Source organism: Vibrio sp. 10N.261.51.A3, assembly GCF_041471965.1.
Classification (GTDB): domain Bacteria; phylum Pseudomonadota; class Gammaproteobacteria; order Enterobacterales; family Vibrionaceae; genus Vibrio; species Vibrio crassostreae_C.
This window is the reverse complement of the sequence record NZ_JBFRPK010000052.1, coordinates 15,592-38,436: the sequence shown is the minus strand read 5'-3', so window position 1 is coordinate 38,436 and position 22,845 is coordinate 15,592. Positions and strand designations below refer to the sequence as shown.

General features: G+C 44.2%; 23 protein-coding genes. 7 read left to right on the top strand and 16 right to left on the bottom strand.

Translation table 11 applies throughout. The features are described from left to right. Positions 1-77 precede the first annotated feature (77 nt). A complete protein-coding gene (locus AB4371_RS13530) occupies positions 78-539 on the bottom strand; it encodes a TetR/AcrR family transcriptional regulator (RefSeq protein WP_017062760.1) in 462 nt (153 codons plus the stop codon). 530 nt (positions 540-1,069) lie between these two features. Here AB4371_RS13530 and AB4371_RS13525 point away from each other — a divergent pair. Beyond that, a complete protein-coding gene (locus AB4371_RS13525) occupies positions 1,070-1,369 on the top strand; it encodes a YfcZ/YiiS family protein (protein ID WP_017062761.1) in 300 nt (99 codons plus the stop codon). Positions 1,370-1,405: 36 nt separating this feature from the next. Here AB4371_RS13525 and AB4371_RS13520 read toward each other — a convergent pair whose 3' ends face one another. Then, positions 1,406-1,702, bottom strand: coding sequence for a YnjH family protein (locus AB4371_RS13520; RefSeq protein WP_017067955.1), 297 nt, complete (start codon positions 1,700-1,702; stop codon positions 1,406-1,408). Between the two features lie 103 nt (positions 1,703-1,805). On the opposite strand from AB4371_RS13520, the gene AB4371_RS13515 reads away from it, so the two are divergent. Further along, complete coding sequence (locus tag AB4371_RS13515) at positions 1,806-2,405, top strand: hypothetical protein (RefSeq protein ID WP_017062763.1); 600 nt, start codon at positions 1,806-1,808, stop codon at positions 2,403-2,405. A gap of 165 nt (positions 2,406-2,570) precedes the next feature. Here AB4371_RS13515 and AB4371_RS13510 read toward each other — a convergent pair whose 3' ends face one another. Next, positions 2,571-3,677, bottom strand: coding sequence for a 1-acyl-sn-glycerol-3-phosphate acyltransferase (locus tag AB4371_RS13510; RefSeq protein WP_017062764.1), 1,107 nt, complete (start codon positions 3,675-3,677; stop codon positions 2,571-2,573). Between the two features lie 175 nt (positions 3,678-3,852). On the opposite strand from AB4371_RS13510, the gene AB4371_RS13505 reads away from it, so the two are divergent. After that, positions 3,853-4,479 carry a hypothetical protein gene (locus tag AB4371_RS13505; protein WP_017067957.1) on the top strand — a complete coding sequence of 209 codons (627 nt, stop codon included), beginning with the start codon at positions 3,853-3,855 and terminating at the stop codon, positions 4,477-4,479. A gap of 133 nt (positions 4,480-4,612) precedes the next feature. Here AB4371_RS13505 and AB4371_RS13500 read toward each other — a convergent pair whose 3' ends face one another. Beyond that, positions 4,613-5,098, bottom strand: a complete 486-nt coding sequence (locus AB4371_RS13500) for a hypothetical protein (protein ID WP_372123939.1) — start codon at positions 5,096-5,098, stop codon at positions 4,613-4,615. A gap of 27 nt (positions 5,099-5,125) precedes the next feature. Continuing rightward, entirely contained in the window at positions 5,126-5,647 is a 522-nt protein-coding gene (locus AB4371_RS13495) for a nicotinate-nicotinamide nucleotide adenylyltransferase (RefSeq protein WP_102535294.1), read from the bottom strand. A gap of 109 nt (positions 5,648-5,756) precedes the next feature. On the opposite strand from AB4371_RS13495, the gene nadE reads away from it, so the two are divergent. After that, positions 5,757-6,587 (top strand): ammonia-dependent NAD(+) synthetase, encoded by an 831-nt coding sequence (gene nadE / locus AB4371_RS13490; protein ID WP_065681642.1) that lies wholly within the window; start codon positions 5,757-5,759, stop codon positions 6,585-6,587. Between the two features lie 100 nt (positions 6,588-6,687). Here the strand turns inward: nadE and AB4371_RS13485 are convergent, their stop codons facing one another. Then, positions 6,688-8,544 carry an MOSC N-terminal beta barrel domain-containing protein gene (locus tag AB4371_RS13485; RefSeq protein ID WP_372150077.1) on the bottom strand — a complete coding sequence of 619 codons (1,857 nt, stop codon included), beginning with the start codon at positions 8,542-8,544 and terminating at the stop codon, positions 6,688-6,690. 218 nt (positions 8,545-8,762) lie between these two features. On the opposite strand from AB4371_RS13485, the gene AB4371_RS13480 reads away from it, so the two are divergent. Beyond that, positions 8,763-8,921, top strand: a complete 159-nt coding sequence (locus tag AB4371_RS13480; protein WP_008215717.1) for a YqaE/Pmp3 family membrane protein — start codon at positions 8,763-8,765, stop codon at positions 8,919-8,921. Between the two features lie 192 nt (positions 8,922-9,113). Further along, positions 9,114-10,142: a dihydroorotase gene (gene pyrC / locus AB4371_RS13475; protein WP_048609740.1), complete on the top strand. Its 1,029-nt coding sequence runs from the start codon at positions 9,114-9,116 to the stop codon at positions 10,140-10,142. Between the two features lie 128 nt (positions 10,143-10,270). On the opposite strand, the gene AB4371_RS13470 is transcribed toward pyrC, so the two are convergent. Beyond that, positions 10,271-11,176, bottom strand: coding sequence for a DUF808 domain-containing protein (locus AB4371_RS13470; protein WP_372150074.1), 906 nt, complete (start codon positions 11,174-11,176; stop codon positions 10,271-10,273). A gap of 174 nt (positions 11,177-11,350) precedes the next feature. Here AB4371_RS13470 and AB4371_RS13465 point away from each other — a divergent pair, with 174 nt between their 5' ends. After that, positions 11,351-12,277 (top strand): M14 family metallocarboxypeptidase, encoded by a 927-nt coding sequence (locus tag AB4371_RS13465; protein WP_372150070.1) that lies wholly within the window; start codon positions 11,351-11,353, stop codon positions 12,275-12,277. A 209-nt stretch (positions 12,278-12,486) separates the two neighbouring features. On the opposite strand, the gene AB4371_RS13460 is transcribed toward AB4371_RS13465, so the two are convergent. The 9 genes from AB4371_RS13460 to AB4371_RS13420 all read right to left on the bottom strand — a co-directional run bounded on the left by AB4371_RS13460 (position 12,487) and on the right by AB4371_RS13420 (position 22,557). Beyond that, complete coding sequence (locus tag AB4371_RS13460; RefSeq protein ID WP_048609743.1) at positions 12,487-14,094, bottom strand: BCCT family transporter; 1,608 nt, start codon at positions 14,092-14,094, stop codon at positions 12,487-12,489. 486 nt (positions 14,095-14,580) lie between these two features. After that, a complete protein-coding gene (locus AB4371_RS13455; RefSeq protein ID WP_017064292.1) occupies positions 14,581-15,153 on the bottom strand; it encodes a malate synthase in 573 nt (190 codons plus the stop codon). Between the two features lie 236 nt (positions 15,154-15,389). Further along, positions 15,390-16,310, bottom strand: a complete 921-nt coding sequence (locus AB4371_RS13450) for a cache domain-containing protein (protein ID WP_372150067.1) — start codon at positions 16,308-16,310, stop codon at positions 15,390-15,392. 11 nt (positions 16,311-16,321) lie between these two features. Further along, positions 16,322-17,662, bottom strand: a complete 1,341-nt coding sequence (locus AB4371_RS13445) for a TRAP transporter large permease (RefSeq protein WP_017064290.1) — start codon at positions 17,660-17,662, stop codon at positions 16,322-16,324. 37 nt (positions 17,663-17,699) lie between these two features. Next, a complete protein-coding gene (locus AB4371_RS13440; RefSeq protein WP_076651792.1) occupies positions 17,700-18,242 on the bottom strand; it encodes a TRAP transporter small permease in 543 nt (180 codons plus the stop codon). A gap of 163 nt (positions 18,243-18,405) precedes the next feature. Beyond that, positions 18,406-19,407, bottom strand: coding sequence for a TRAP transporter substrate-binding protein (locus tag AB4371_RS13435; RefSeq protein ID WP_372150064.1), 1,002 nt, complete (start codon positions 19,405-19,407; stop codon positions 18,406-18,408). A gap of 117 nt (positions 19,408-19,524) precedes the next feature. Continuing rightward, a complete protein-coding gene (locus AB4371_RS13430) occupies positions 19,525-20,991 on the bottom strand; it encodes an NAD(P)/FAD-dependent oxidoreductase (RefSeq protein ID WP_372150061.1) in 1,467 nt (488 codons plus the stop codon). A gap of 48 nt (positions 20,992-21,039) precedes the next feature. After that, entirely contained in the window at positions 21,040-21,477 is a 438-nt protein-coding gene (locus AB4371_RS13425) for a nuclear transport factor 2 family protein (RefSeq protein ID WP_372150058.1), read from the bottom strand. 264 nt (positions 21,478-21,741) lie between these two features. Then, complete coding sequence (locus tag AB4371_RS13420) at positions 21,742-22,557, bottom strand: FRG domain-containing protein (protein WP_108150936.1); 816 nt, start codon at positions 22,555-22,557, stop codon at positions 21,742-21,744. Positions 22,558-22,845: the final 288 nt, after the last annotated feature.

Sequence of the window (22,845 nt, the reverse complement as noted above, 5' to 3'; positions counted from 1 at the left end):
TGAGAGAAAAACGTACAAGAAGTGAAACTGCAAGCACAAAAAAAGCCCCCGTAGGAGCTTCTTTTATTGAGTACTGATTATTGGCTCATACGAATCAATGATTTACCAATCAGCCACTCTAGTTCTTTACCGCTAGTATCGCCAAACTGAGTTTCAGTCAGCTTGTATAGACGATCAATACCGTTTGCAGCGAACTCATGCGCGCTCTCAGCAGTAACGATATGATGGAAAAGTAAACGTAAGATTGCTAGGAACTCAGCGTCTTCAAGTGCTGCAACCCAGCTAGCTGAAAATGCGTCAAGGCCATTTTCGAAGTCAATGTGTTCCACGAACATCTTGAAAATACGACCGTCTAGAGCAGCAGTAAAATCCGTTTTCTTTGGAAAGTGATGACTTATACCTGTACGAGAAACACCCGTTTGTTGACTCAACGTCGTGTATGACATCTTGTCGTAACCCAATCTTAGTAGCTGGTCTACAACGGCATCCATGATTTTCTGGATCGTGATTTCTGTATCTTCTTTACTACGCTTTGGCATATTCAGGCTCTTCTCTTTGTAAATCCATCTAACTCAATCAAATGAAGTCAGAATGAAAATCGTTATCAGCATTATGTGAGCAAGGTATTTTTTCGCAAGTATTTATAACTAAATTCACACAAATACTATGTACGAACAATTTTACAGTGATGCCTCTTTGGACACTTTGTCTAATTATTCTTCGAAAATCACCTTACAATCCTAAGTCGATAAGTTTAAATAACTACTTAGAATATGAAATACCCAACGAAAAATTCATTGTATAAATACCTATCAAGCGATAGATAATCTTATAAAATCATTTCTGGCGCAACTAAGTGAATGATATTCTGACATATTAATAACATTCCTTTTCAACAAAACGTGAGGTAAATCACATACATATTTGGCGGCGCGAATATAGATATTCATCAAACACCTTAACAAACAACATAGCATACCAGTATAAATTAGTTCAAAGGTTTTAATTTTTGTAGATACAGTTCAAATTGCTCGTTAGAATAACCTCAGACTTTGTAAGAGGATTATTTATGAGCCAAGATATTGGTAACAACGATGTATGTGAGGCTTGCGGCTGTGCAGGCGAAATCGGGTTCATCATTAAAGAAGGCGACGATGTTGCTGAAGTAACGGTTTACGGAAACTCAAAAGCACTGATTGAAGCTGAGTTTGCTAAGTATGTTGAACTTGCTAAACAAGTGTCTAGCAACGTTGAGTTCGAAGCATCAGAGATGACTGAAGAAAGCACAGAGTTGCACGCTCGCTTTAAATTTGAAGTTAGCGCTGAGAAGATTATTTTTGAACTTAAGACTCGCTCTCTAGCGCGTTAATATAAGCATTTATATGCTTATTAAAAGACGAGTGAATTACTCGTCTTTTTTTAATTGAACCCAAGCCAGTGACCCATTTTGCTCAAAATCGTTTTCTGCAGCGCACTGAATCACTACGCCCCCCACCTCTAACACTGCCCCAATGCTATAAGCCTTGTCATCGTAATAACAAACTCGTTGCTGTTGACCGCCTTGTGTCACCACCACCGCAGCTTTACCGGGCGTTGAAATTACTTTGTTGGCACTCGCAGACATTGAGCCAAACACTGAAGCGGCTATCAGAAAGACCTTAATAATTCGTATATTTACTCTAATCATTAATTTACCTATCATCTTTGCTCCATTCCTCGTTAATCTACCGCCAAATGGGTAAAACACTATGCGAGATTAATTTTTCCATTATAGTGTAAGCGTCTATCGTAATAAGAAGCCTGTTATGCTCAGAATAATTGCACTTATTATTGGTTCCTTAACCATAACAAATGTCAGTGCTGAACCACTCGATCACTATCAAATATTGAACCATCTCGATAATTACGGAAACTTATATCTACGAAATAAGCCTTATACATCACTTCCAACTGGCTTGGTGGTAGATGGTAATCTCAATATAGAGAATACTGCGATCACACGCCTACCCAAAGGGTTAGAAGTGAACGGCAGCCTTAAAGGCTCTAACAGCCAACTCGCTCGAGTCCCGAGCGGGGTTAAGATAAAAGGTTACGTCGACTTGATTGGCAGCCAAATCACCAGCTGGCCAAGAGGTGTAAGAGTGGGCGGCTTTATCAACCTCACCGACACTCCACTGGAAAGGCTACCGAATGGCTTTAGAGTAAAAGGCGATCTGAGCGTGATCCGCACTCCTTTAACCGAGTTACCCAACGGGATCGTGATTGACGGCGACCTTTATATAGGTGGTTCTGGGATTACAACATTCCCCGAGACCATGACAGTCAAAGGCAACATCTATCTGGGCGGCAACACCGTAACCAAATGGCCAACCAATCTAGATCTCGGTGGTGCAGTCGCTCGCTAATTCAGGCTAATGCTCTAATGCTCTAATGCTCTAATGCTCTAATGCTCTAATACGTTAATGCTCGATCGCAGCAACAAATGGTGATTCAGAAACAAAAAAGGAGCCCAAGGCTCCTTTTTCAATTCAATCAAGTTGCTAATCAACTAGCAAGCTAACTAACGCTCGTTAACCAATGTTCTTCACTGGGTTGGCGTAGCTATCGATCAAGTACTGACGCGCACCTTGTGGCAGGCTCGACAGTTTAGCTTCAAACTCTTGTTTAACGGCCGCTGTAATCGACTCATCTTCTTTTTCTGCTGCCAGCAAGTTTACTGGGAACAGTTTGTAGTTATCGTGGATCTGACGATCGATCTCTTCAGCAAGCGCTTCAGGCGTATCAAAATCTTGGTCGATAACCTGACCGAAACCAACGTGAACGCGTCCTTTATCACCGATGATGCCTTGAATGATACTTTCGATATCTTCAAACTCACCCTTTTCGTAACTGCCGTTTACGTCTTTTTCGAAAAGCTCTATCGCTTTAGCCGTGTCACATGGGTCGTTCTCGTAAGAAATAGCCACAGGAACAATCTTCAATGACTTCACGTATTCAGGGAAAGCAATTTTTTGCTTACGTCCTTCAACGTGGAACATTTTCAAAATTGCTGGCTCAGTAAAATCGTTACCGTCTTTCGCACGACCTTCCTTTTGAGCGATCCAGATTGAGTTGCCCGTTTCTAGAGAGTGCTTAATGTAAGAAGACAACTGCCCTAGCGCTTTCATCATCTCACGCGGTCCTTTCAAAGAACGCTTTACGATGAAGCTCTTGTTTAAACGCATCAATTCAGTCGCACATGGCTTTTTCAACAGGTTGTCTCCGATAGCGATACGACAAGTCTGATGATTATTTTGATGCAGAGCGTAATTTACCAACGCAGGATCCATAGCAATGTCACGATGGTTTGATACAAACAGATAAGCTTGGTTCGCATCCAGTGACTCGATACCAGTGTACGTCACACCGTTAGTGGTTTTCGCTAACGTGTCGCGTAAGTACTTTTTCACTTCAATCTGAATGGATTCAACGCTAGTCAGCTTGCTCCACTTCATTTTTAAGTACACACGCAAAATCGGGCTCATTAATGCTTTGAACCAAGACGCATGGTTTGAAAAACGGTAGTGCAAGATTGCACTGATAAATTCTTCATCATTAATAAGACGGTTTAGTGCCGCTGGAATTTCATCATCGCCGTAAGGACGAATATCAACATATGGATCGGTTGGAGAGGTCATTTTTTAATTCATATAATAAAAAGCTGGCTCATTCTACGCGTTGTTTTGACTTCTCGCAGCTACAGAGCCCATACTTTTGACAAGGTCAGACCAGAAACATTGAAAATCCCCTGTTATTGTTGGCATTCTTTAAGATTAACGGTAATCTTGACGCCCCAAAATTAAGGTACTATCTATGAACTTCGCTATTGAATATACATCGGCTTACTTTTCACACTTGGTGATCACACCACGCAAGAAAGTACTTAAACATAGCCTTGTATCGGTTCAAAGTGGCTTGGTTTTGATTAAGTTAGGCAAACAAGAGTATGCCGTTGAACCAGGACAAAGCGTCTGGATTCCACACGACTGCCTAACGTCACTGACCTACTTTCCAAACACTCAGGTTAACCGCGTCGACTTTTCTGTTCGTTTGACGGATTCATTTCCAAGACAAGCGGGTTACATCACGCAAACTAACCTCTCTTCGGCACTACTAGAAAAGCTAGAACAAACCAAAGCTCGTGCTTCCAATGCCAATAATACGGAACAAGCGTTTAAAGATATGCTTTCTGTCTTGAAGCAAGAAGTGTTGTCGTTTAAACCACTGCTTTGTGAAAGTGCTCTTTCTCAGCGATTCAATCAATGGAACATTGATGATTCAAACCTGCCACAAGAGCACACTCTGGTGATGGTGATGCGAGAAGCGAAGAAGCGCATGCAGTCAGGTCAAAAACGTTCACTTGTGATTGATGATCTGTTCTCAGGTAAAGAAGAAGAGTTCGAGCAACTGTGTATGCTTGTTTTTGGTGAAGATTTATAGCTTGGCGGAAAGTGAGTGCTGGTATTAAAACTCGCAAGCCAGATACTGAAAAGCCGCAAAAACTGAGTTTTTGCGGCTTTTTTAATTCTTACTATTTAGACGTAGATAGCAATCTATCTGTGTATCTGCCTGTCTAAAATGGCAACTCAACCTGCATCATTAGGTCGGCGTCACGTGAGTCGTGCCAACGATAATCAAAGCGCATACGCGGCTGCCCTTCGACTTTCTCGCCAAAACCGATGCTGAGTTGAAGACCATGATTCATCAACCACTCCTCTGTAGACATATCATACTGCTCATCTTCAAGGTCTTCTGGAAACCACATACCCAAGCCAACATAGTTTGACTCAATGCTTTGTGTCAGCAATGGCGAGTCTTTGGTTTGAAGAACCCAGTCAGACCAATAGTCCGGTGTGCTTTCAGGTTCATCATCGCTCAGCCCACTGATTTCCATCATACGTTGGCCAAAAGACTCAATGCTGGTCGAGAAATCTAGACAATTGTCATCTTCATCAGAAGTCAGCATGATTGAATCTAAGCTAAAAAAATCACACTCAGCATACGCAGGCATACTACATGCTGCCATGATCAACGTCGCTGATATCGCGCTCTTTAGCATAGTCCTCTGACCTCTTGATTAGTGAACTTACATTATCTGATACAGTCCACTATCTTGCAACATCTTTGTAACTGACTTTGTACTCAGTTTTGCAACATCGCTTCCACTTATCAGTGCATTACGTATGTCTGTGCTGCGAATTTTCACTTTTTCAGGGCAAGCCATTACAGACCACCGCTCGGTAATATCATCTGATTTATAGAAAGATGAGAACTTAAAGAAGTTATCTGGGCCAATAACAAATGTCAGTTCAGCGTCACGATGTAACTTTTGGAGTTCACTGAGCACTGCATAAGTCGTGACGCTTTCACCTGGAGTAAATAGGCTCTTTTCGATCAAAGAAAGCTCCACTTGATCCAGTGAAAGATCGCTAATAAATGCGTTAACTAACTGACATCTCGTATCAAAGTCTAGCATCTCTTTTCCCCAAGCATGGGCAATACTTGGAACAAGTAGAATTTTGTCAAAGTGAGCCAACGAATCAATCACACTTTTGTGCCCTAAGCTCGGCGGATTAAACGCACTACCGAAAATGGCTATTTTTTCCATTATTTATTACTGCCTTCTCTTTCTAAGCTTGTGCAAAGAGGTTTTTAAATCGGATGATTTAGGTATGATAACACTAGATTTTTAATTTGCTTGCAGGAAAGGAATACGAATGGAACAGTTAATTCGTGACGAAATGCGCGTACTACCTTCAATTGACCCTCACTTCGAAGTGACTCGCCGTGTGGACTTTATCAAAACTAAACTTCAGCAGTCAGGCTGCAAGTCTCTGATCCTTGGTATCAGTGGCGGTGTAGACTCAACGACCTGTGGCCGTTTAGCACAAATGGCCGTTGATAGCCTGAATGAAAGCGCTGGTAGCGACAACTACCAATTCATCGCCGTTCGCCTACCATATGGTGAGCAAAAAGATGAAGACGAAGCGCAACTTGCGCTGTCTTTCATTCAGCCTTCTCAATCTGTTTCTGTAAACATTAAAGCGGGTGTTGATGGGCTTCACGCTGCATCTCACGTTGCTCTAGAAGGCACAGGCTTGCTACCAACAGATTCAGCTAAAATCGACTTTGTGAAAGGCAATGTGAAAGCTCGCGCTCGCATGATCGCACAATACGAAATTGCAGGTTACGTTGGCGGCCTTGTAATCGGTACTGACCACTCAGCGGAAAACATCACTGGCTTCTACACCAAGCACGGTGACGGCGCATGTGATTTAGCACCGCTGTTCGGCCTGAACAAACGTCAAGTTCGTGAACTAGCAGCAACACTGGGCGCTCCAGAGCTACTGGTTAAGAAAGTACCAACTGCTGATCTAGAAGAGCTTGACCCACAGAAAGCCGATGAAGCAGCATTGAACCTTTCTTACGATCAGATCGATGATTTCCTTGAAGGCAAAGCCGTTTCTCAAGACGTATCCGATCGTTTAGTGAGTATCTACAAAGCAACACAGCACAAGCGTCAACCTATCCCAACGATCTACGATTAATTAGTTTTTGAATTAGTCTCAGAATCAAAAAGGCCGGAAGCTCATTCACGAACTTCCGGCCTTTTCTATTTAGTGCTTTTCCTTTTGACCGAACGCGTCGTTAATCAACAACTTCGATATCGGTTTGAGGCACACTACAACACGCCAGTATCTGACCCATATTACGTTCATGTTCTTGCAATGCAGGCACATCCGGTTGGTGAACTTGCCCTGACTCAAGGGTCACTTTACAAGCGCCACAGAAACCAGCACGGCAACTTGAAGCGATAGACACACCCGCCGACTCAGCTTGCTCTAGCAGGGTTGATTGGTTATTACCTTCAAACAGGTAGCCGTTCACACTTAACTGCAGCTGCTTCACCGCCTCTTCGGTAGACTGAGCAACACCAAACGCTTCTTGATGATAATGTTGAGGGTTAAGCCCCATTTGAATCAGTAGTTTCTTGGCATTGTCCATAAAGCCGTCAGGGCCACACACGAACGCTTGACGCTTGTGTAGCTCTTCAATTTTAGCGACATGCGACACGCTTAGACGCCCAGACAAACCATCCCACTCTTTGGTTGGTTGGCTTAATGAATAGATCACACGAAGACCCGCGTGCTCACTGGCGATCTTATCAATCTCAGCTTGATAAGGGATATCTTCTTCGCTGCTGCATTGATGATAGAAAACCACATCATCAATTTGACCATGGTCTGCCAAGTAACGAAGCATCGACAACATAGGGGTAATGCCGCTGCCTGCAGACAACAGCAGTAATGGGTGAGTTGGATTCGCTTCTAAGTAGAACGCACCATCTGGGTTTTGAGCAACTAGCGTATCGCCCACTTGGAAATGATCATTCAACCAATTAGAGATCTGGCCATCGTCCACTCGCTTCACTGAAATCGCTAAACGACCCGCTCGTGAAGGGCTAGAAGATAACGTGTAACGACGAGAAAACTTCTCGCCATCAATCACCATCTCAATCGGTAAATGTTGCCCTGGCTGATAGCTTGGTAATGAATGGTTCTCTTTCGCTGGCTCTAGCCAAAAGGTTGTGAAGTCGCGAGCGATCTCTTCACGCTCGACGCAAGTTAAGTGCAGTGATTCTACCCAAGTGTCTTCGTAGTGCTCTTTCTCTTTGGTTTCAAGTACCTCAACCACATCACCCGCTTTCACCAGACCTTCATTTTTCGCCACTAGATTCTGGCCAAAGAAGACTCCACCACGCTCGTTGGCTCTGAATGTAGAGAAGGTATTAAGCGGCTCTTTTGTTGATCTAAATTCGCCACTCTCAACATCGACTGTCGTCAGGATACAGCGCTCACAAGGCTTCACCGCTTCGAATTCAACCTCACCAATTCGGATACGCTTCCAGCCGTCTTCGGCAAAGGCTTCTGTATTTGAAACAACAAAGTTAGTGCGGAACTGATCCATTGAATGAACTTCAGGGCTGCGGCGATTGAGCTCATCTAGAGAGGCTTGGCTAATCACCAACATTGGATAGCCGTCAGCGAAACTGACATTCTGACCAAGCTTTTCTCGAACACGATTCGACTGCTCACCACAGAACAGCAGTTCTACGCGAACACCAAGCACATCGCTGAACCAATCATCCGCCTCGTCGTTGGTGGTATACGCAGTGAAGCTATCTTTCCACACCGTTGCAGGCGCTTCTTGCATCTTGAAGTTTGTATATTTCAGGCGCAGCGGCTCTTTACCTTCATAAGTAAAAATCAAACCGTCTGGCTGCAAGCTTGAAGACACCTTGACCATTTTAGGGTACTTACGCGCCGTCACCATTGAGCCGTCAGCCAACGCCAACATAAAACGTCTGTCGAAGGTAAGGCCCTGTTTTTCGACCCAAGCAGAAGAGAGTGCAATCCCGCCTACTGATTTAACCGGAAACACGTTGATTTGAGATAAGGAAGGAGCTTGCTCTAAAGCCTTTCGATCTATAGGTGACTGCGACATAACGATTCCAATGTTCTGTTGTTTGTCCCAATGCTAACAAATGGTTATAAATAGATAAACTGGCAGGCATTAAACACTTGATACTAAGCTAATATCTTGAGATGTTTAAATCACTGCCTTGTATACATTAAGACAGCAATGCATTAACACTCTCCATACGTTCTATAATGTGAACACGGTTATCGCATTGAACTTTCATTGAATAAAAAGGATTTATCATGAACAAACTCGTCATTATCATTTTATGTGTACTGCTTCCGCCTGTTGGCGTGTTCTTCGCTCGTGGTGCAGGTAAAGATTTGCTGATTAACATCGTCCTGACCTTCTTCTTCTGGGTTCCAGGGATGATTCACGGACTCTGGGTGGCGACTCGCTAACCCGTATCCAAAAATAAATACCGAATTAAAAACCCATAAAAACAAGCTCCTAGCCCTGAAGAGTTAAAAATAGGATGAAATCAAAGTGCTTTTCCACTATCATCCTGTCGCCTAAACGTAAGCGATTGCTTTCACAGATTTCGCCGAGTTTAGGCTCCAACTACATAACACTTCAAATGGTGGGAGCCTTCAATGACACAACTTACGATTACTCGTCCTGACGACTGGCACGTTCATCTACGCGATGGCGAAGTATTAAAAGATACAGTGCGCGATATCAGCCGCTACAATGGTCGAGCGTTAATCATGCCAAACACCATCCCACCGGTAACCGATACCGAAATGGCTTTAGCTTACCGTGAACGCATCATGGCAGAGCAGCCAAGCGAGCAATTCCAGCCTCTAATGGCACTTTACCTGACAGACAACACAACACCTGAAGAAATTCGCAAAGCGAAAGAGTCTGGTGCAGTAGTGGCAGCAAAGCTTTACCCAGCAGGCGCGACGACTAACTCGGATTCAGGCGTAACGTCAGCACAAAAGATTTACCACGTATTAGAAGCAATGCAAGAAGTGGATATGTTGCTACTGGTTCATGGTGAAGTTACCACTCACGATGTTGATATCTTCGACCGCGAGAAGCAGTTCCTAGACACAGTGCTAGCACCGATTGTGAACGACTTCCCTAACCTAAAGATTGTTCTTGAGCACATCACAACCGCTGATGCAGCAAACTTCGTTAAGAACGCGAATGACAACGTAGCGGCAACCATCACCGCTCACCACCTACTTTACAACCGCAACCACATGTTGGTTGGCGGCATTAAGCCACACTTCTACTGCCTTCCTATTCTGAAGCGTAACACGCACCAATTAGCGCTTATCGAAGCTGCGACAAGCGGCAGCAAGAAGTTCTTCTTGGGTACAGACTCTGCACCACACGCAAAAGGCGCAAAAGAGTCAGCATGTGGTTGTGCAGGTTCTTACACAGCGCACGCTGCCGTTGAACTGTACGCAGAAGTGTTCGACTTAGAAGGTAAGATTGAGAACTTAGAAGCGTTTGCAAGCCACAACGGCCCTGACTTCTACGGTATTCCACGTAACACAGACACCATCACTCTTGTTAAAGAAGAGTGGAACGTTGCTGAAACCATGCCTTTCGGTTCAGACATCGTTGTGCCAATCCGTGGCGGCGAGACGATTGCTTGGTCGGTAAAATAAGAATTTGGATGGTGGAGTAAATACGTCGTATATACCCCACACCCAACTAAAAAGGGTCACCAGCTTATGGTGACCCTTTTTGTTTTGTATGAAAGGAACGCTTTGCCTAATAAAACGTTCTTTGAGGCCTACTTACCGCGAATTTTTCCAATCACCCTCCAAACAGCAACGACGATCAATCCAGCTAAGACGCCGATAACACCGTTCAATAGCGTTGGAACCACCGCTGTCGCTATCGTATGTCCACGAAAGTCCATAATAATCGGATCAATTAAGTGATGAATCGCAGGAACGTTGTGCACCACAATACCGCCACCAACCAAGAACATCGCGGCAGTGCCGACCACAGCAAGCGTCTTCATTAACTTGGGAGCAAACGCGACTAACCCGTTACCCAATTGAGTCTTAATGGCACTGCCATTCGATGTTCGTTGCAGATAAAAGCCTAAATCGTCCAACTTAACGATCCCTGCCACTAAGCCATAAACACCAATCGTCATCACAACCGCAATCAAACTCACGACAAGAATCTGAGTAACGATGCTTGTACCTGTCACAGTGCCCAACGCTATCACGATGATTTCCGCGGATAATATGAAATCGGTACGAATCGCGCCAGCGACCTTTCTCTTCTCATATTCCTCTATGGATTCACCAATACTTGTGTCCTCTCCCTTTTCAGCCTGTTGATGAGCATGAGGAAAGAGCTTCTCTAAGATTTTCTCTGCCCCTTCAAAACAAAGAAACAAGCCACCAATCAAAAGCAAAGGCATGATCAGCCAAGGAATAAAGGCACTGATCAATAATGCCGCGGGCACCAAAATCAGCTTGTTTTTAAATGATCCTTTGGCAACCGCCCAAACCACTGGGATCTCTCGTTCAGCAGAAACACCGGATACCTGCTGAGCGTTCAGCGCTAAATCATCCCCCAATACACCAGCGGTTTTTTTCGCTGCGACCTTAGACATCAGTGCGACATCATCCAACACAGTTGCAATGTCATCCAGTAGCGTTAATAAACTTGCTCCAGCCATTTTATGGTCTCTTTTAAGGGATTAAACAATTGATAAAATGTAACACCATCAATCCACTCATCAAAGTTATGAGTCTGTAAAAAATAGAGTCACAAGTTGTGTTTTCTATTGCCGTCTCAGCTAGACAGGACTAGTCTGTCTTCATCTTTCGCGAACATAAAAGAAGAAGTATAGATGAAAAGTGAATACTCCTACCCAATTGGTGAGCCAGGACACAAATGGCAACAAGCAGAACGTCAAGCATGGTTCGCTCAAAGAACCGTTAAGCGTGAATACCAGCAAGAAGTCGTGCCAAAAATCCAAGCATTGGCAGACCGCTTTGACATCGAGCAATACGGCGCACTGAGCTACGATGAAGCTCGCTTCCCGCTTTTTGCAATCAAAAGCAAAAACTGGGACGCATCAAAACCGACGATCCTTGTAACGGGTGGTGTTCACGGTTACGAAACCAGTGGTGTGCATGGCGCGATCAAGTTCGCCGCAACTCAAGCAGAACAATACTCAGCGCACTTCAACATTGTTGTTGCGCCTTGTGTGAGCCCTTGGGGTTATGAAGTGATCAACCGTTGGAACCCAAATGCTGTCGATCCAAACCGCTCTTTCTACGACGGTACCCCAGCAGAAGAGTCAGCAAACCTACGTGCATTAGTCGCTTCTTTACCAGAAATCTTAGTTCACGTTGACCTACATGAAACGACGGATTCTGACGAAACAGAATTCCGACCAGCACTCGCAGCCCGTGATGGCATTGAGTACATCGAAGGCATGATCCCAGACGGTTTCTACACGGTTGGCGATACTGAAAATCCACAGCCAGAATTCCAAGCGGCGGTGATTGCTTCAGTAGAAAAAGTAACGCACATTGCGCCAGCAGATGACGAAGGCAAGATCATTGGTTCTGAAGTTACCCAACATGGTGTGATTAACTACCCAATGAAGAAGCTTGGCTTATGTGGCGGTGTGACTGATTGTAAGTACGGTACAACCACAGAGGTTTACCCGGACAGCGACAAAGTGACAGACGAAGAGTGTAACGACGCTCAAGTTGCTGCGGTAGTCGGTGCTTTGGATTACGTAATTCAACACGAACTAAACGCGTAAGCTAATAGCTAGAACTAATCTCTAAAACTAAAAAAGAGCCACAAGTGACGATTCGCTTGTGGCTCTTTTTTTGTCTCTTTCTCTTACCGTTCATTTCTTCTCAGGCATAAAAAAGCTCCCTTACACACGGTGCAAGAGAGCTTTGAAATAACGCTTCCTCTGGAATAAGTCGTTAATTACCTAATGACTTACTCAGCGGCTTCGTGACTTTATTTTGCTGTTTCACTAACGCTTGTTTGTCCTTTGTCTACTTCAGTCAGTAGACCTTTCAACAAGCTGAAACAACCAATCAGAAGAATGATCGTAAACGGCAGTGCAGCAATGATAGTGATCGATTGCAATGCTTGGATAGATTGCGTACCACCAATCCACAACATCACCATTGCGATAGCACCTGAGATAACTGCCCAAACCACTTTCTGTTTAACAGGAACTTCAAGCTTACCGCCCGCCGTCATGCCATCGATAACGATAGAACCTGAGTCTAGGGTTGTAACGAAGAACACGATGATCAGTGCTACAGCGATAACCGATAGAATGCTACCAAACGGGTAAGCGTCTAGCATGTAGAACAAGCTTAGAGACACGTCTGTGATGCCTTGGTCGAGGCCAAGTTGCCCCACATGACTGATCACTTGCTCGATAGCCACACCACCAAAGATAGACATCCAAGCAGACGTTACCAGTGTTGGTATAATCAATACGCAAAGTAGGAATTCACGAACCGTACGGCCCTTAGAAATACGCGCTACGAACATACCGAAGAATGGTGCATACGCAACCCACCATGCCCAGTAGAATACAGTCCAGCCATGCAGCCATGTTGTGTCTTCACGGCCAGAGCTTTGGCTCAATGCAATGATGTTTTTCGCATACCCCGTCACAGCAGTCGCGACAGAATCAAGCACAGTTGTGAAGTTCAGAACAGCGATCAGACCAAGGAATACGAACGCAATAACCATGTTCAGGTTACTTAGGAATTTAACACCACCGTCCATACCACGTAGTACAGAGATGATCGCCAAGCCCATGATCAGAACGATGATAGATTGCTGAAGGAAGATGTTGTTGTCCAAGCCAAACACGTGGCTGATACCACTTGCAGCTTGTGTACCACCTAAACCTAGTGAAGTCGCAAGACCAAACAGAGTAACCAGTACCGTTAGTACATCGATCACATCACCCGTTTTGCCCCATACTCGCTCACCCAAAATTGGGTAGAACACAGAACGCATTGATAGCGGTAAGCCTTTGTTGTAAACAAAATACGCAAGGCAAAGTGCCGTCATGCCATAGATAGCCCAAGCATGGAAACCCCAGTGGAATACGGTCGCACCAAGTGCCAATTCACGGCCAGCTGCTGTGAAAGGTTCTGCATCGAGTGGCGTTCCGAACCAGTTCGTAAAGAACGCGGTTGGCTCTGCAACACCCCAGAAAATAAGTCCAATACCCATACCTGCTGCGAATAACATCGCAATCCAAGATGACATTGAATAGTCCGCAGTCGCGTCTTCGCCACCTAAGCGAACTTTACCTAAAGGTGAGAATGCAAGAATAACGGCAAAAACTAACATGATGTTGGCTCCCCACATAAAGAGGAAGTCAAACTTTGATAAAACAGCACCCTTGATAGAATCAATCGCAGCTTTGGCATCTGCAGGAGGAAGAGCAAGAAGAGTGATGATGAAGAGAAGAGATAAGCCTACTGAGGCTACGAAGACTGTGTTATGGACATCCATGCCCCATTTACTGACGTTATCTTGACCAACTTGATAGTCAGTAGAATCAATACTGTATTTTTTTGATTTAAAACTCATAAATTATGATGTTCGCATATCCGAATCAACGAATATAAGGACGCTCTCCGTATCCAATTACTACTTGATTGGCTCGCCGAACCGCCTAAATAAAAGGCAATAAAAATCACAATAGTTAGTGATAAATGGACTTACTGGCTCAATCCCAAGGCGCACATTATAGCACAGCTCAAAGCATTTTGACTGAGTTTCAGCTCAACAGTCACCCAAACCACCGTTGATAGTGATAGCTAACCCAATAAAAACAGAATAAAATAAAAGAATAAAAACCTTCAAATACAACAATTTAAATTAAAATGACGCACCGTAAAATTACATCCAAACTTTTTTCAGATAATTTTAATAATCACCCAATTTACTTATAGCTCTAATAAAAAAGCCCCGCTATAGGGGCGGGGAAAGTTACCAAAGGTAAAAGAGAAATCAGTGCTCAAATGTCAGTGCTGCGTCTCACAGATCAGCACTGCACATTTCAAAGACAGTTCGTTAGATTGCGAAGCAAAAACCTAGGTTATAGTCTTCACCATTTTTCGCCGTGAACTCTTTGTCTTCACTTGATGCATTCGGGCGGCCACTTTCATCGCCTTTTACTAAGCTCACCCAGTGACGGATGCCAGAAGAACGGCTCGCCTCAGTTTGACCAAACGTAGTGCACGTCTCTAATTGGATATCTTGAATATCAACCAACTCCAGACGGCCTGTGCCTTTACGAGCGCCGATTGTCACTTCAACGTGCGTACCGCTTTCATCACGGAATAGGATTGCTGAAGGCTTAGATTTATCACCTGTGTAAGCCACAAAGTGTTTAGCGCGTTTCAGTCCAGTATGTTCGCCATTCTTGAAGTAAACCTGAACATGTCGGTAATCGATCTCGTAGCTCACTACATCTTCATGTGAACCCGTCTCTAGAGGAAATAGAGTATCAAGCAACTGTTTCGCCATTTTTTGTTTTTCGAGTTGCTTGTCTGCTTTCACCATTTCGACGGCAAAGACAGCTTCAGCAATAAATGTTGAATGGTTTCTGTGAAGTTCTGTTTTGTCTAGTGTCAGCATATTCATAGTCTATCCCTCGTACGGCTTTAAATTTCATTTAGGTCAAACATCCCAATAGACCCTTTTCAAAATTGTTCTTTACTGTGTGGTTTCCATGTTTTTCATACTACTGTTATTTTTGAAACAATTTCACAACAAAAATTACACAGTGTGAATTTTACTAAATTGCTTTTTTACACAAACCGGCATTTCGAGCCCCCAGCCCTTTATTTAACTGGGTTGAGGGTTCCGTAGAAACGCGTTTACGTGTTGTTTAAATTTGTGTAATAACCCACCCCAACCAACTTATTGTCGATAACTCGATAGTAAGTGTGCTTAGTTTCCACTTTGCTCGACAGCGGATTTAACCATCGATAGGTGTAAACGCCACGACCATTTTCTTTGGCTAGGTTTAACATCTCAGTGAGAATCGGCTTATCGTCAGGACTTAGAATTTCGTCGTGTGAACGCCCAACAAGCTCAGGGGACACGCCATGCGCGAGCAGCATTCCAGAGCTCATATCCATCACAAACACATACAGGTCCCCTTCTACAAAACTTCCTTCGGCGTCATTGAACTCCGTTAAACTCTCTTGTTCTGACTCCACTATCGCGGTCATCGCTCTCGCCAATAAATTCTTAGCCTCAGCAGCACTCGAACGTTCTGGGTAATAACCCACAGCGACAATCACATCGCCCACACGCTCAAAGAAAGTCGTTTTCGGCTCACCCATACGATCAGTCGGATTAGTCCAGTGATACTTCACTTCACCAAAACCCTTGTGTACCGCTTTGGTGATCATTTCTCGGAAAAAAGGATTACCGTAAACGTCTTGGGTATCCAACACACTGTCGCCCACCAGCACCATCGAAGAACCGCCACTGGCAAGGAATTGGCCATCAATACCAAGAGCAAACACGTAGAGCTCACCGTCTATATATTCGGCATCACTCATGAAGTCTTTCACGCTGTCGTCACCTTCTTTTTGAACGTGCACCACCGCTTTCGCCAACAAGATTTTGGCTCTCCTTTCAGCGTCACTGACCACATGTGGCTCAGAGATATCGAGCACATTGACTGGCTTAATCTCTTTCTCGACTTCTGAATGCTCGGCACGCAATCCAATGCCGCTGATCACAGCAAACAAGGCGCAGCCAATAAGGATTATTCTGGATAGATTCATCGTTGTGTCTCCTAATAGCCGACTAAGGACGGTAGCCAAAGCGTGATTTGTGGGAAGAAAGCAATAACGAAAACGCCTACGACAGATGCAAGTACAAAGGGATGGATCTTCGCGGTGATCTGCTCAACCGTAGAGCCACCAATCCCCGAGGCGACAAAGATATTTTCCCCAAGCGGCGGCGTTGCAAAACCTATCGATAAGGTACACACCACCACGATGCCCACGTGAGTTGGATCAGCGCCCAGCATGTACATGATTGGCAGTAACACTGGCACGATGATCATGATCGCCGCTAAGGTTTCCATAAACATGCCGATGAACAACAACAAGGTAATGGTTAGCGCCCACACCATGTACATGTTGTCGGTAAAACTGAGTAATGATTCAGCCACGACAACCGGGATCTTTTGCTCGATCAACAGACGTCCGAACACAGTGGCAGCAAAGAGGATTAACAATACGCGTCCGGTGATCCATGTGGTGGTCGACAAAGATTTCATCACGCTTTTGAACGACAACTCTCGGTGAATAAACACACCCACAAATAGCGAATAGAAAATCGCCACAACCGCAGACTCTGTTGGTGTGAACATACCGCTGTAGATACCACCCAGAATCAAGAATGGCGCCAATATCGACCATAAACCTCGACGCAGGTAATGCCTTACATCACCAAACGACCATGTTTCGGTAAGCCCTTTATAGCCTTCACGCTTAGCAATAAAATAGTTAGTGACCACTAGCGTCGACGCCATAATGAAACCCGGCACAACCCCAGCAACAAACAGTTTTGGAATAGACAAAGAAGCAAACTGCCCATGCTGAGCAATGGCTTCTGGCGGTGCCATTAATCCCATCGCAGAAATGCCGAAAATAACCAAAGGTATGGATGGAGGAATGATGATGCCCAAGCCACCTGATGCAGCCGTTACTGCCGACGCGTAGCTCTTATCGTAGTCACGCTTAACCATAGCGGGCACCATTAGCATGCCTACCGCTGCGGTTGTTGCAGGGCCAGAACCCGAGATAGCGCCAAAGAAAAGACACGCCATAACTGTAGCCGCGCCAAGGCCACCTGTTACGGGCCCAGCTAAGCTTTCGGCAATATCAACCAAACGTTTGGAGATCCCAGCCGCCTCCATTAATGCGCCCGCAAGCACAAAAGCAGGCAGAGCCATGAGCGGGAAGTTACCTACCGAAGTAAATGCAATTTGTACTAAAGCGATGGGATTTTTGTCGAGCAACATATAGGCCGCCATTGAAGCGCCAGCCAGTGATACTGTGATTGGTGCACCCAGAATTAACAGGGTTAAGAAGCCACCAAATAAAATTAGAGTTAAATAGGATTCCATTATTACATCTCTCTATTACGACTATTCTCTGTGATGACTACTGCGCTGACTTTTGTGCCGTCATTTTTCGCAGTTCTTTGACTTCTGGATCTTCGTTGGTTGCGCCTTTGAATAAACGCTCGTAGTTGTTCCAGATAATTCGAATCATCATCAGGGAAAACGCGATAGGTAAAATCATGTAGAAATACTTCATCGGGATACCTGTGGTCTGAGACTTCCAAAACAGGTTCATTTTGTTGAACACGAAGTCATAACTGAGATAGACAAAGTAACCGTTGAAGCAGAGCCATAAGAAATCAGCGATGGTTTCACTGACGGTTTGCACGATTGGCGGAAAGAATTTGAAGTGAAAACTCACTCGGTTGTGTGCCGACATCTTGGCCGCCACAACAGCCCCTAGATAGGCGAACCAAACGAACATGTAAGTAGCGACCTCATCCCCCCACGGGATAGAGTAGTCGAATAGCTGACGCGTCAGGATTTGTGTAAACAGCAATAGGACAAAGCTTGCAAGCAACAAACAACAGGTATATTCCTCAATGTTGTTCAGGTGTTTTTTTATTGTTTTAGCGACTGACATATAACCTCCAATGTTGATTTTCACATGACAACCAGTCGCTCACGGTCCTAAAAGATCAGGTACAGAACAGCTCAACGAGTACAGCCATGTAAATGCCCTATCTCACTGTTCTGTCGCTAGGTGATTAAGTCGCGGAGAACAGCAGATAGGGCGAATCTAATCGTTACTTTCTACCTAGTAACTCAAGAACGTCGTCTAGCTTGTCTTTGCCTCCAATGCTTGAGTAGAACTTAGGCCAAACTGACTTAGTCACCTTGCTGATCCACTCTTGCTCATTATCTGCTGGGTCGGTGAATACCATGCCCTTCGCTTGTAACTCTTCACGAATTTGGTTTTCCGTGTTTTCTAGATAAGCGAAGCTGTGCTCTGTCGCTTCCTGACCTGCTTCAAGAATGATCTTCTGCATTTCAGGTGTTTGCTGTTGGAAGACCGTTTCACTCACAATTAGAGGTTCTAGAGAGAAAATGTAGCGAATGTTGGTCACGTACTTTTGTACTTCGTTGAACTTCATCGCATGCACTGTGATGTAAGGGTTATCTTGACCATCTACCACGCCCTGTTGCAGGCCAGTAAAGGTTTCAGACCATGCCATTGGCGTTGGGTTTACACCCCATGCTTGATAAGAAGCGATCATAATTTCGTTACGAGGAACGCGAATCACTAACCCTTTAAGGTCTGCTGGCGAAGCCACTGATTTTTTAGAGTTGGTTAGAACCCTAAAACCAGAATAAGCCCAACCTACGATACGAACGCCTGCATCACGAATCGTGTTATCGACAAGATCTTGGCCCACTTGGCCTTGAGTTAATAGCACCGCTTCTTCTGCACTTTGAATGACGTAAGGCATGGTCAATAGACCAACCGTTGGAGAGAAAGGCGTCACGTTGTTGATCGCCAACACAGAGAAATCGAGAAGACCGATTGCCGCGTCGTTCACGGTGTCTTGCTCATTACCCAATTGACCATTCGGGAACAGGTCGATTTTGACTTTACCGTCTGTTTTTTGCTCCATCAATTCAGAAAATGATGTCGCTAATTCCCACTGAGTACCACCAGCAGCATCGCCGATAGCCATTTTGAAATTTGCTGCTGCCGCAGTATGAGATAGCATCGCTGTTGCTACAATTGTGACGCCAGCAATAATTTTATTTTTAATCAATTTCATAGTCTTAACCTTTCATATCATACAGACGTCCTGCCTGTACTTTGCTCACAAGGTGACCTGGTACAACTTTCCTGGTCGTAGTTCTATTTCCCTATTTTGGAAACAATGTTCGAGTAGCTAAAGCACTTCATCCTTTAACGAATACCACTGATAAAGGAACTGTTGCCCTACTCTTCGAAATGGTGCAAACATCTCAGATTCCACCACTTCCCTCACGTTGGGGAACGGAAGTTTTGATTCAAATATTGGCAAGTCAAGCTTATGACCTTCACCTGCGATCCACTGGGCAAGGCGCTTGCCTGCTTGAGCGGAGTACATCACACCATTGCCGCCATACCCTAGCGCGTAGAATATGGACTGCTTTGAATTCGGCTGATAGATTCTTGGCATCATGTCGTGGCTAACATCAACCCAACCCCACCATGAATAATCGATTTTGATCTGGTCGAGAGAAGGGAATTTTCGAGTAAGATCCGCTCTCAACATATCTTCGTATTTCTTTTCAGGTGCATTCTTGCCACTGATGGCACTGCGTGTACCAATCTGCACTCGGTTATCGGGTAACAAACGGTAGTAATGACGCAGAATTCTGGTATCAGTAATCACCTGATTGGTTTTGAAGTTACACGCGGCGATTTCGTCTTGAGTTAACGGACGTGTCACCATCGAGTTAGAAAGTACAGGTAATAGGCGATTCTTAAGCTCTGAATGCAAACCTTGGCTGGTGTAACCACCGGTACAAACACCGACAGAGCGAGCCTTAACCACACCACCTGGTGTTTTTAAGTAGTGCACACCGTTGCGTGTTTCCCAACCCATCACAGGGCTTGCTGGGTGAACTTTTACGCCGAGTGCTCTCGCCTTTCTTAGATAACCAAACGCCAGTTTCCCTGCATGGATGCCAATGCCTTCTGGTTCGTGCATTGCGCCTGCCGCTTCTTGATCACCAACGTAATCACGTTTTACGGTTTCCGCATCTAAGATCTGCGCATCGTAATCGAACGTGTCACGCAGCAACTTGGCTTCTTTTTCAAGTGTTGCCATCACTTTGGGACGATGGGCAACGTATAAGTGGCCGCCCGGCTGTGGGTCACAATCAATGTCTTTGATCAGAGACTTAAAGGTGTTCATACCATCGACGCATTCGCGGTGCATTTTTAGCGCGGTTTCGAGCCCCCAACGTTCAATCCACTGAGAGCGCTTCAAACGTCCTGACGCACACTGAGCTTGACCACCATTTCGGGTACTGCAGCCCCAACTCATACGGTTAGCTTCAATCACAATCGCTTTAATGCCGTACATTTCAGCAAGGTGTATCGCAGTGCTTAGGCCTGTGTAGCCTGAACCGATTATCGCCACATCGACATCCATATCCGACGTAATTGGGCCATCATCTTCAGGTGGCGCGCCTGCGGTATCTACCCAATAAGTCGGGGCGTATTCCTTACCGTGACCTGGGCTCTTGTCTTTAAGTGGATCGTATTTTGGATCATATCTTTCTTTTGCTTGGGTACTTTCTTGTGCTTGGGTGCTTTTCACCTTTGGCGGCACATCGGCTGCCGGTTGTTCCATTACTAAACTCATAATTCGACTCTCCTAGTCATAACACGTGGACTGATTTTGGTTTCGTGTCTAGCTCTTGGGAGTGTTGTTAGGAGTCAAAAGAGGTCGTGTTTTACGGAAGGCATTTTTTACGCTGATTTTTCCATCTTTCAGGGTAAACACATCAGCCATACGAGCTTCGATGACGGTGCCATCTGGGTTAGTCGCAGAGAACGTTGATTCGCTTACTGCGCGGTCACCACACACAAAGTGGACAGGGTCGCTCCAGGCTGCATCTGGAAAGTTCTGCCAAACCAATTCAAAGCTATTGCGAACGGCTTCGTACCCTTCGATAGTGTTTCCAAGTACGCCTTCTCCTGCCACGGTGTGGAAGACACAGTCTTCGGTCATAAACGACATTAGCGCTTCAATATCATGGTTATTCCATGCATCACTAAAAGACTGTAAAAAGGCGGTGTCGACTTGGTTTTCCAGCACGAATGTCGTTGCATTGGTTTGCATATTCATATTCCAGAATCCTTTATGTTTTCGTTATTGGTTTAAATTTCAGTAGCTTTGCGCCACTTTTTTATTAGAGTGTTTAAACTAGATCTGTGAAATTTAACAACTTGATAACAAGCTTCGCCACTCTAACTTCGAGTTACTTTATAAACAATCTTTAAGCTCACAGATTTCATCTTTTTATAAATTAATTAGTGTTCTAATTTTATTTACACAGTCACTCACTAGATTTATACGAGGTCTAAATAAAATAATTAGAAATATTAGACTTTAGTCGAAGTCAAAATCTTGATGGTACTTCCGGCCATACTGTTCAAGCTGGCGATCATGAGTATTAACTTGTAATTCGATATTACCCTCACCTTTATTAATTGCTTGATTGTTATCTACATGGGCTTCATTTTTCAAATCAGCCAATTTCTCTTCAATATATTCTGTCGGTTCATTTAAAACATTCATGGAGGTTAATTCCTTTATCAGGTTTACTTTCGCTGATGGAAGAATATGAACGGACACTAGACCGTTTGAATATTCTTTCTCATCGTACAAAGGCTGAATGGCATCATTGCCACCTTCCTTAAATGGGTGAATGGAATACCACTTATCTTTTCGTTGCTCTTGCTGATCACAATCAGCCACATTGAATATCTGAGTTCTATTCAGGTCACATGGTGAGTTAAAAACACTAACCTTATGATAATCAATGGCTTTAATAATATTGATACAGTCTTTGCTTTGGCTATGACACACAGACCACAACGCATTGACCAGGTTATCTGTCCACTCAAGTAAACGGGTTGGAAACCCCTGTTTCTTGGCTAAACACATCAATAACCAATCGTTTATCTCGTGTGCACTCAACGAATGCCCGCCATAAACTCTCACGGTCGAAAGAAGCTCTTGTTCGACACGGCGAATATTCTTTCGATTTGAGCGACCTAAGCTTGGCATCAGGTTATGATTTTCATAGTCACACACGTTATAAATCAAACCACGATGCCCACTACACTCTGTAATAAGTGAATCGATTATTTTATACAGCTCTTCGAGTGAGCTTATATAATATTTATTTTCCACAACATGCATACTACGATTCACTTAATTTAAATCCGGTAAACCTAAATATCAACAACCCTATCAATCGATGATAAAAATCAACTAATAATAACGATTAACCAATAGTCAACGAGTGTCGTTATTGTATTTTTCTAAAATAACAATAAGTATATATCTTCATAAACAAGTATCAGTATTAGAGCCATTCACTAAGTAGCTATGAGTTAATGGTCGATTAATAATAACGAGTAACAAAGTTTATATAGCTATAACCACTTATTTCCCTAATGAACATTTAATTAGTGTTCTAATGTTTAA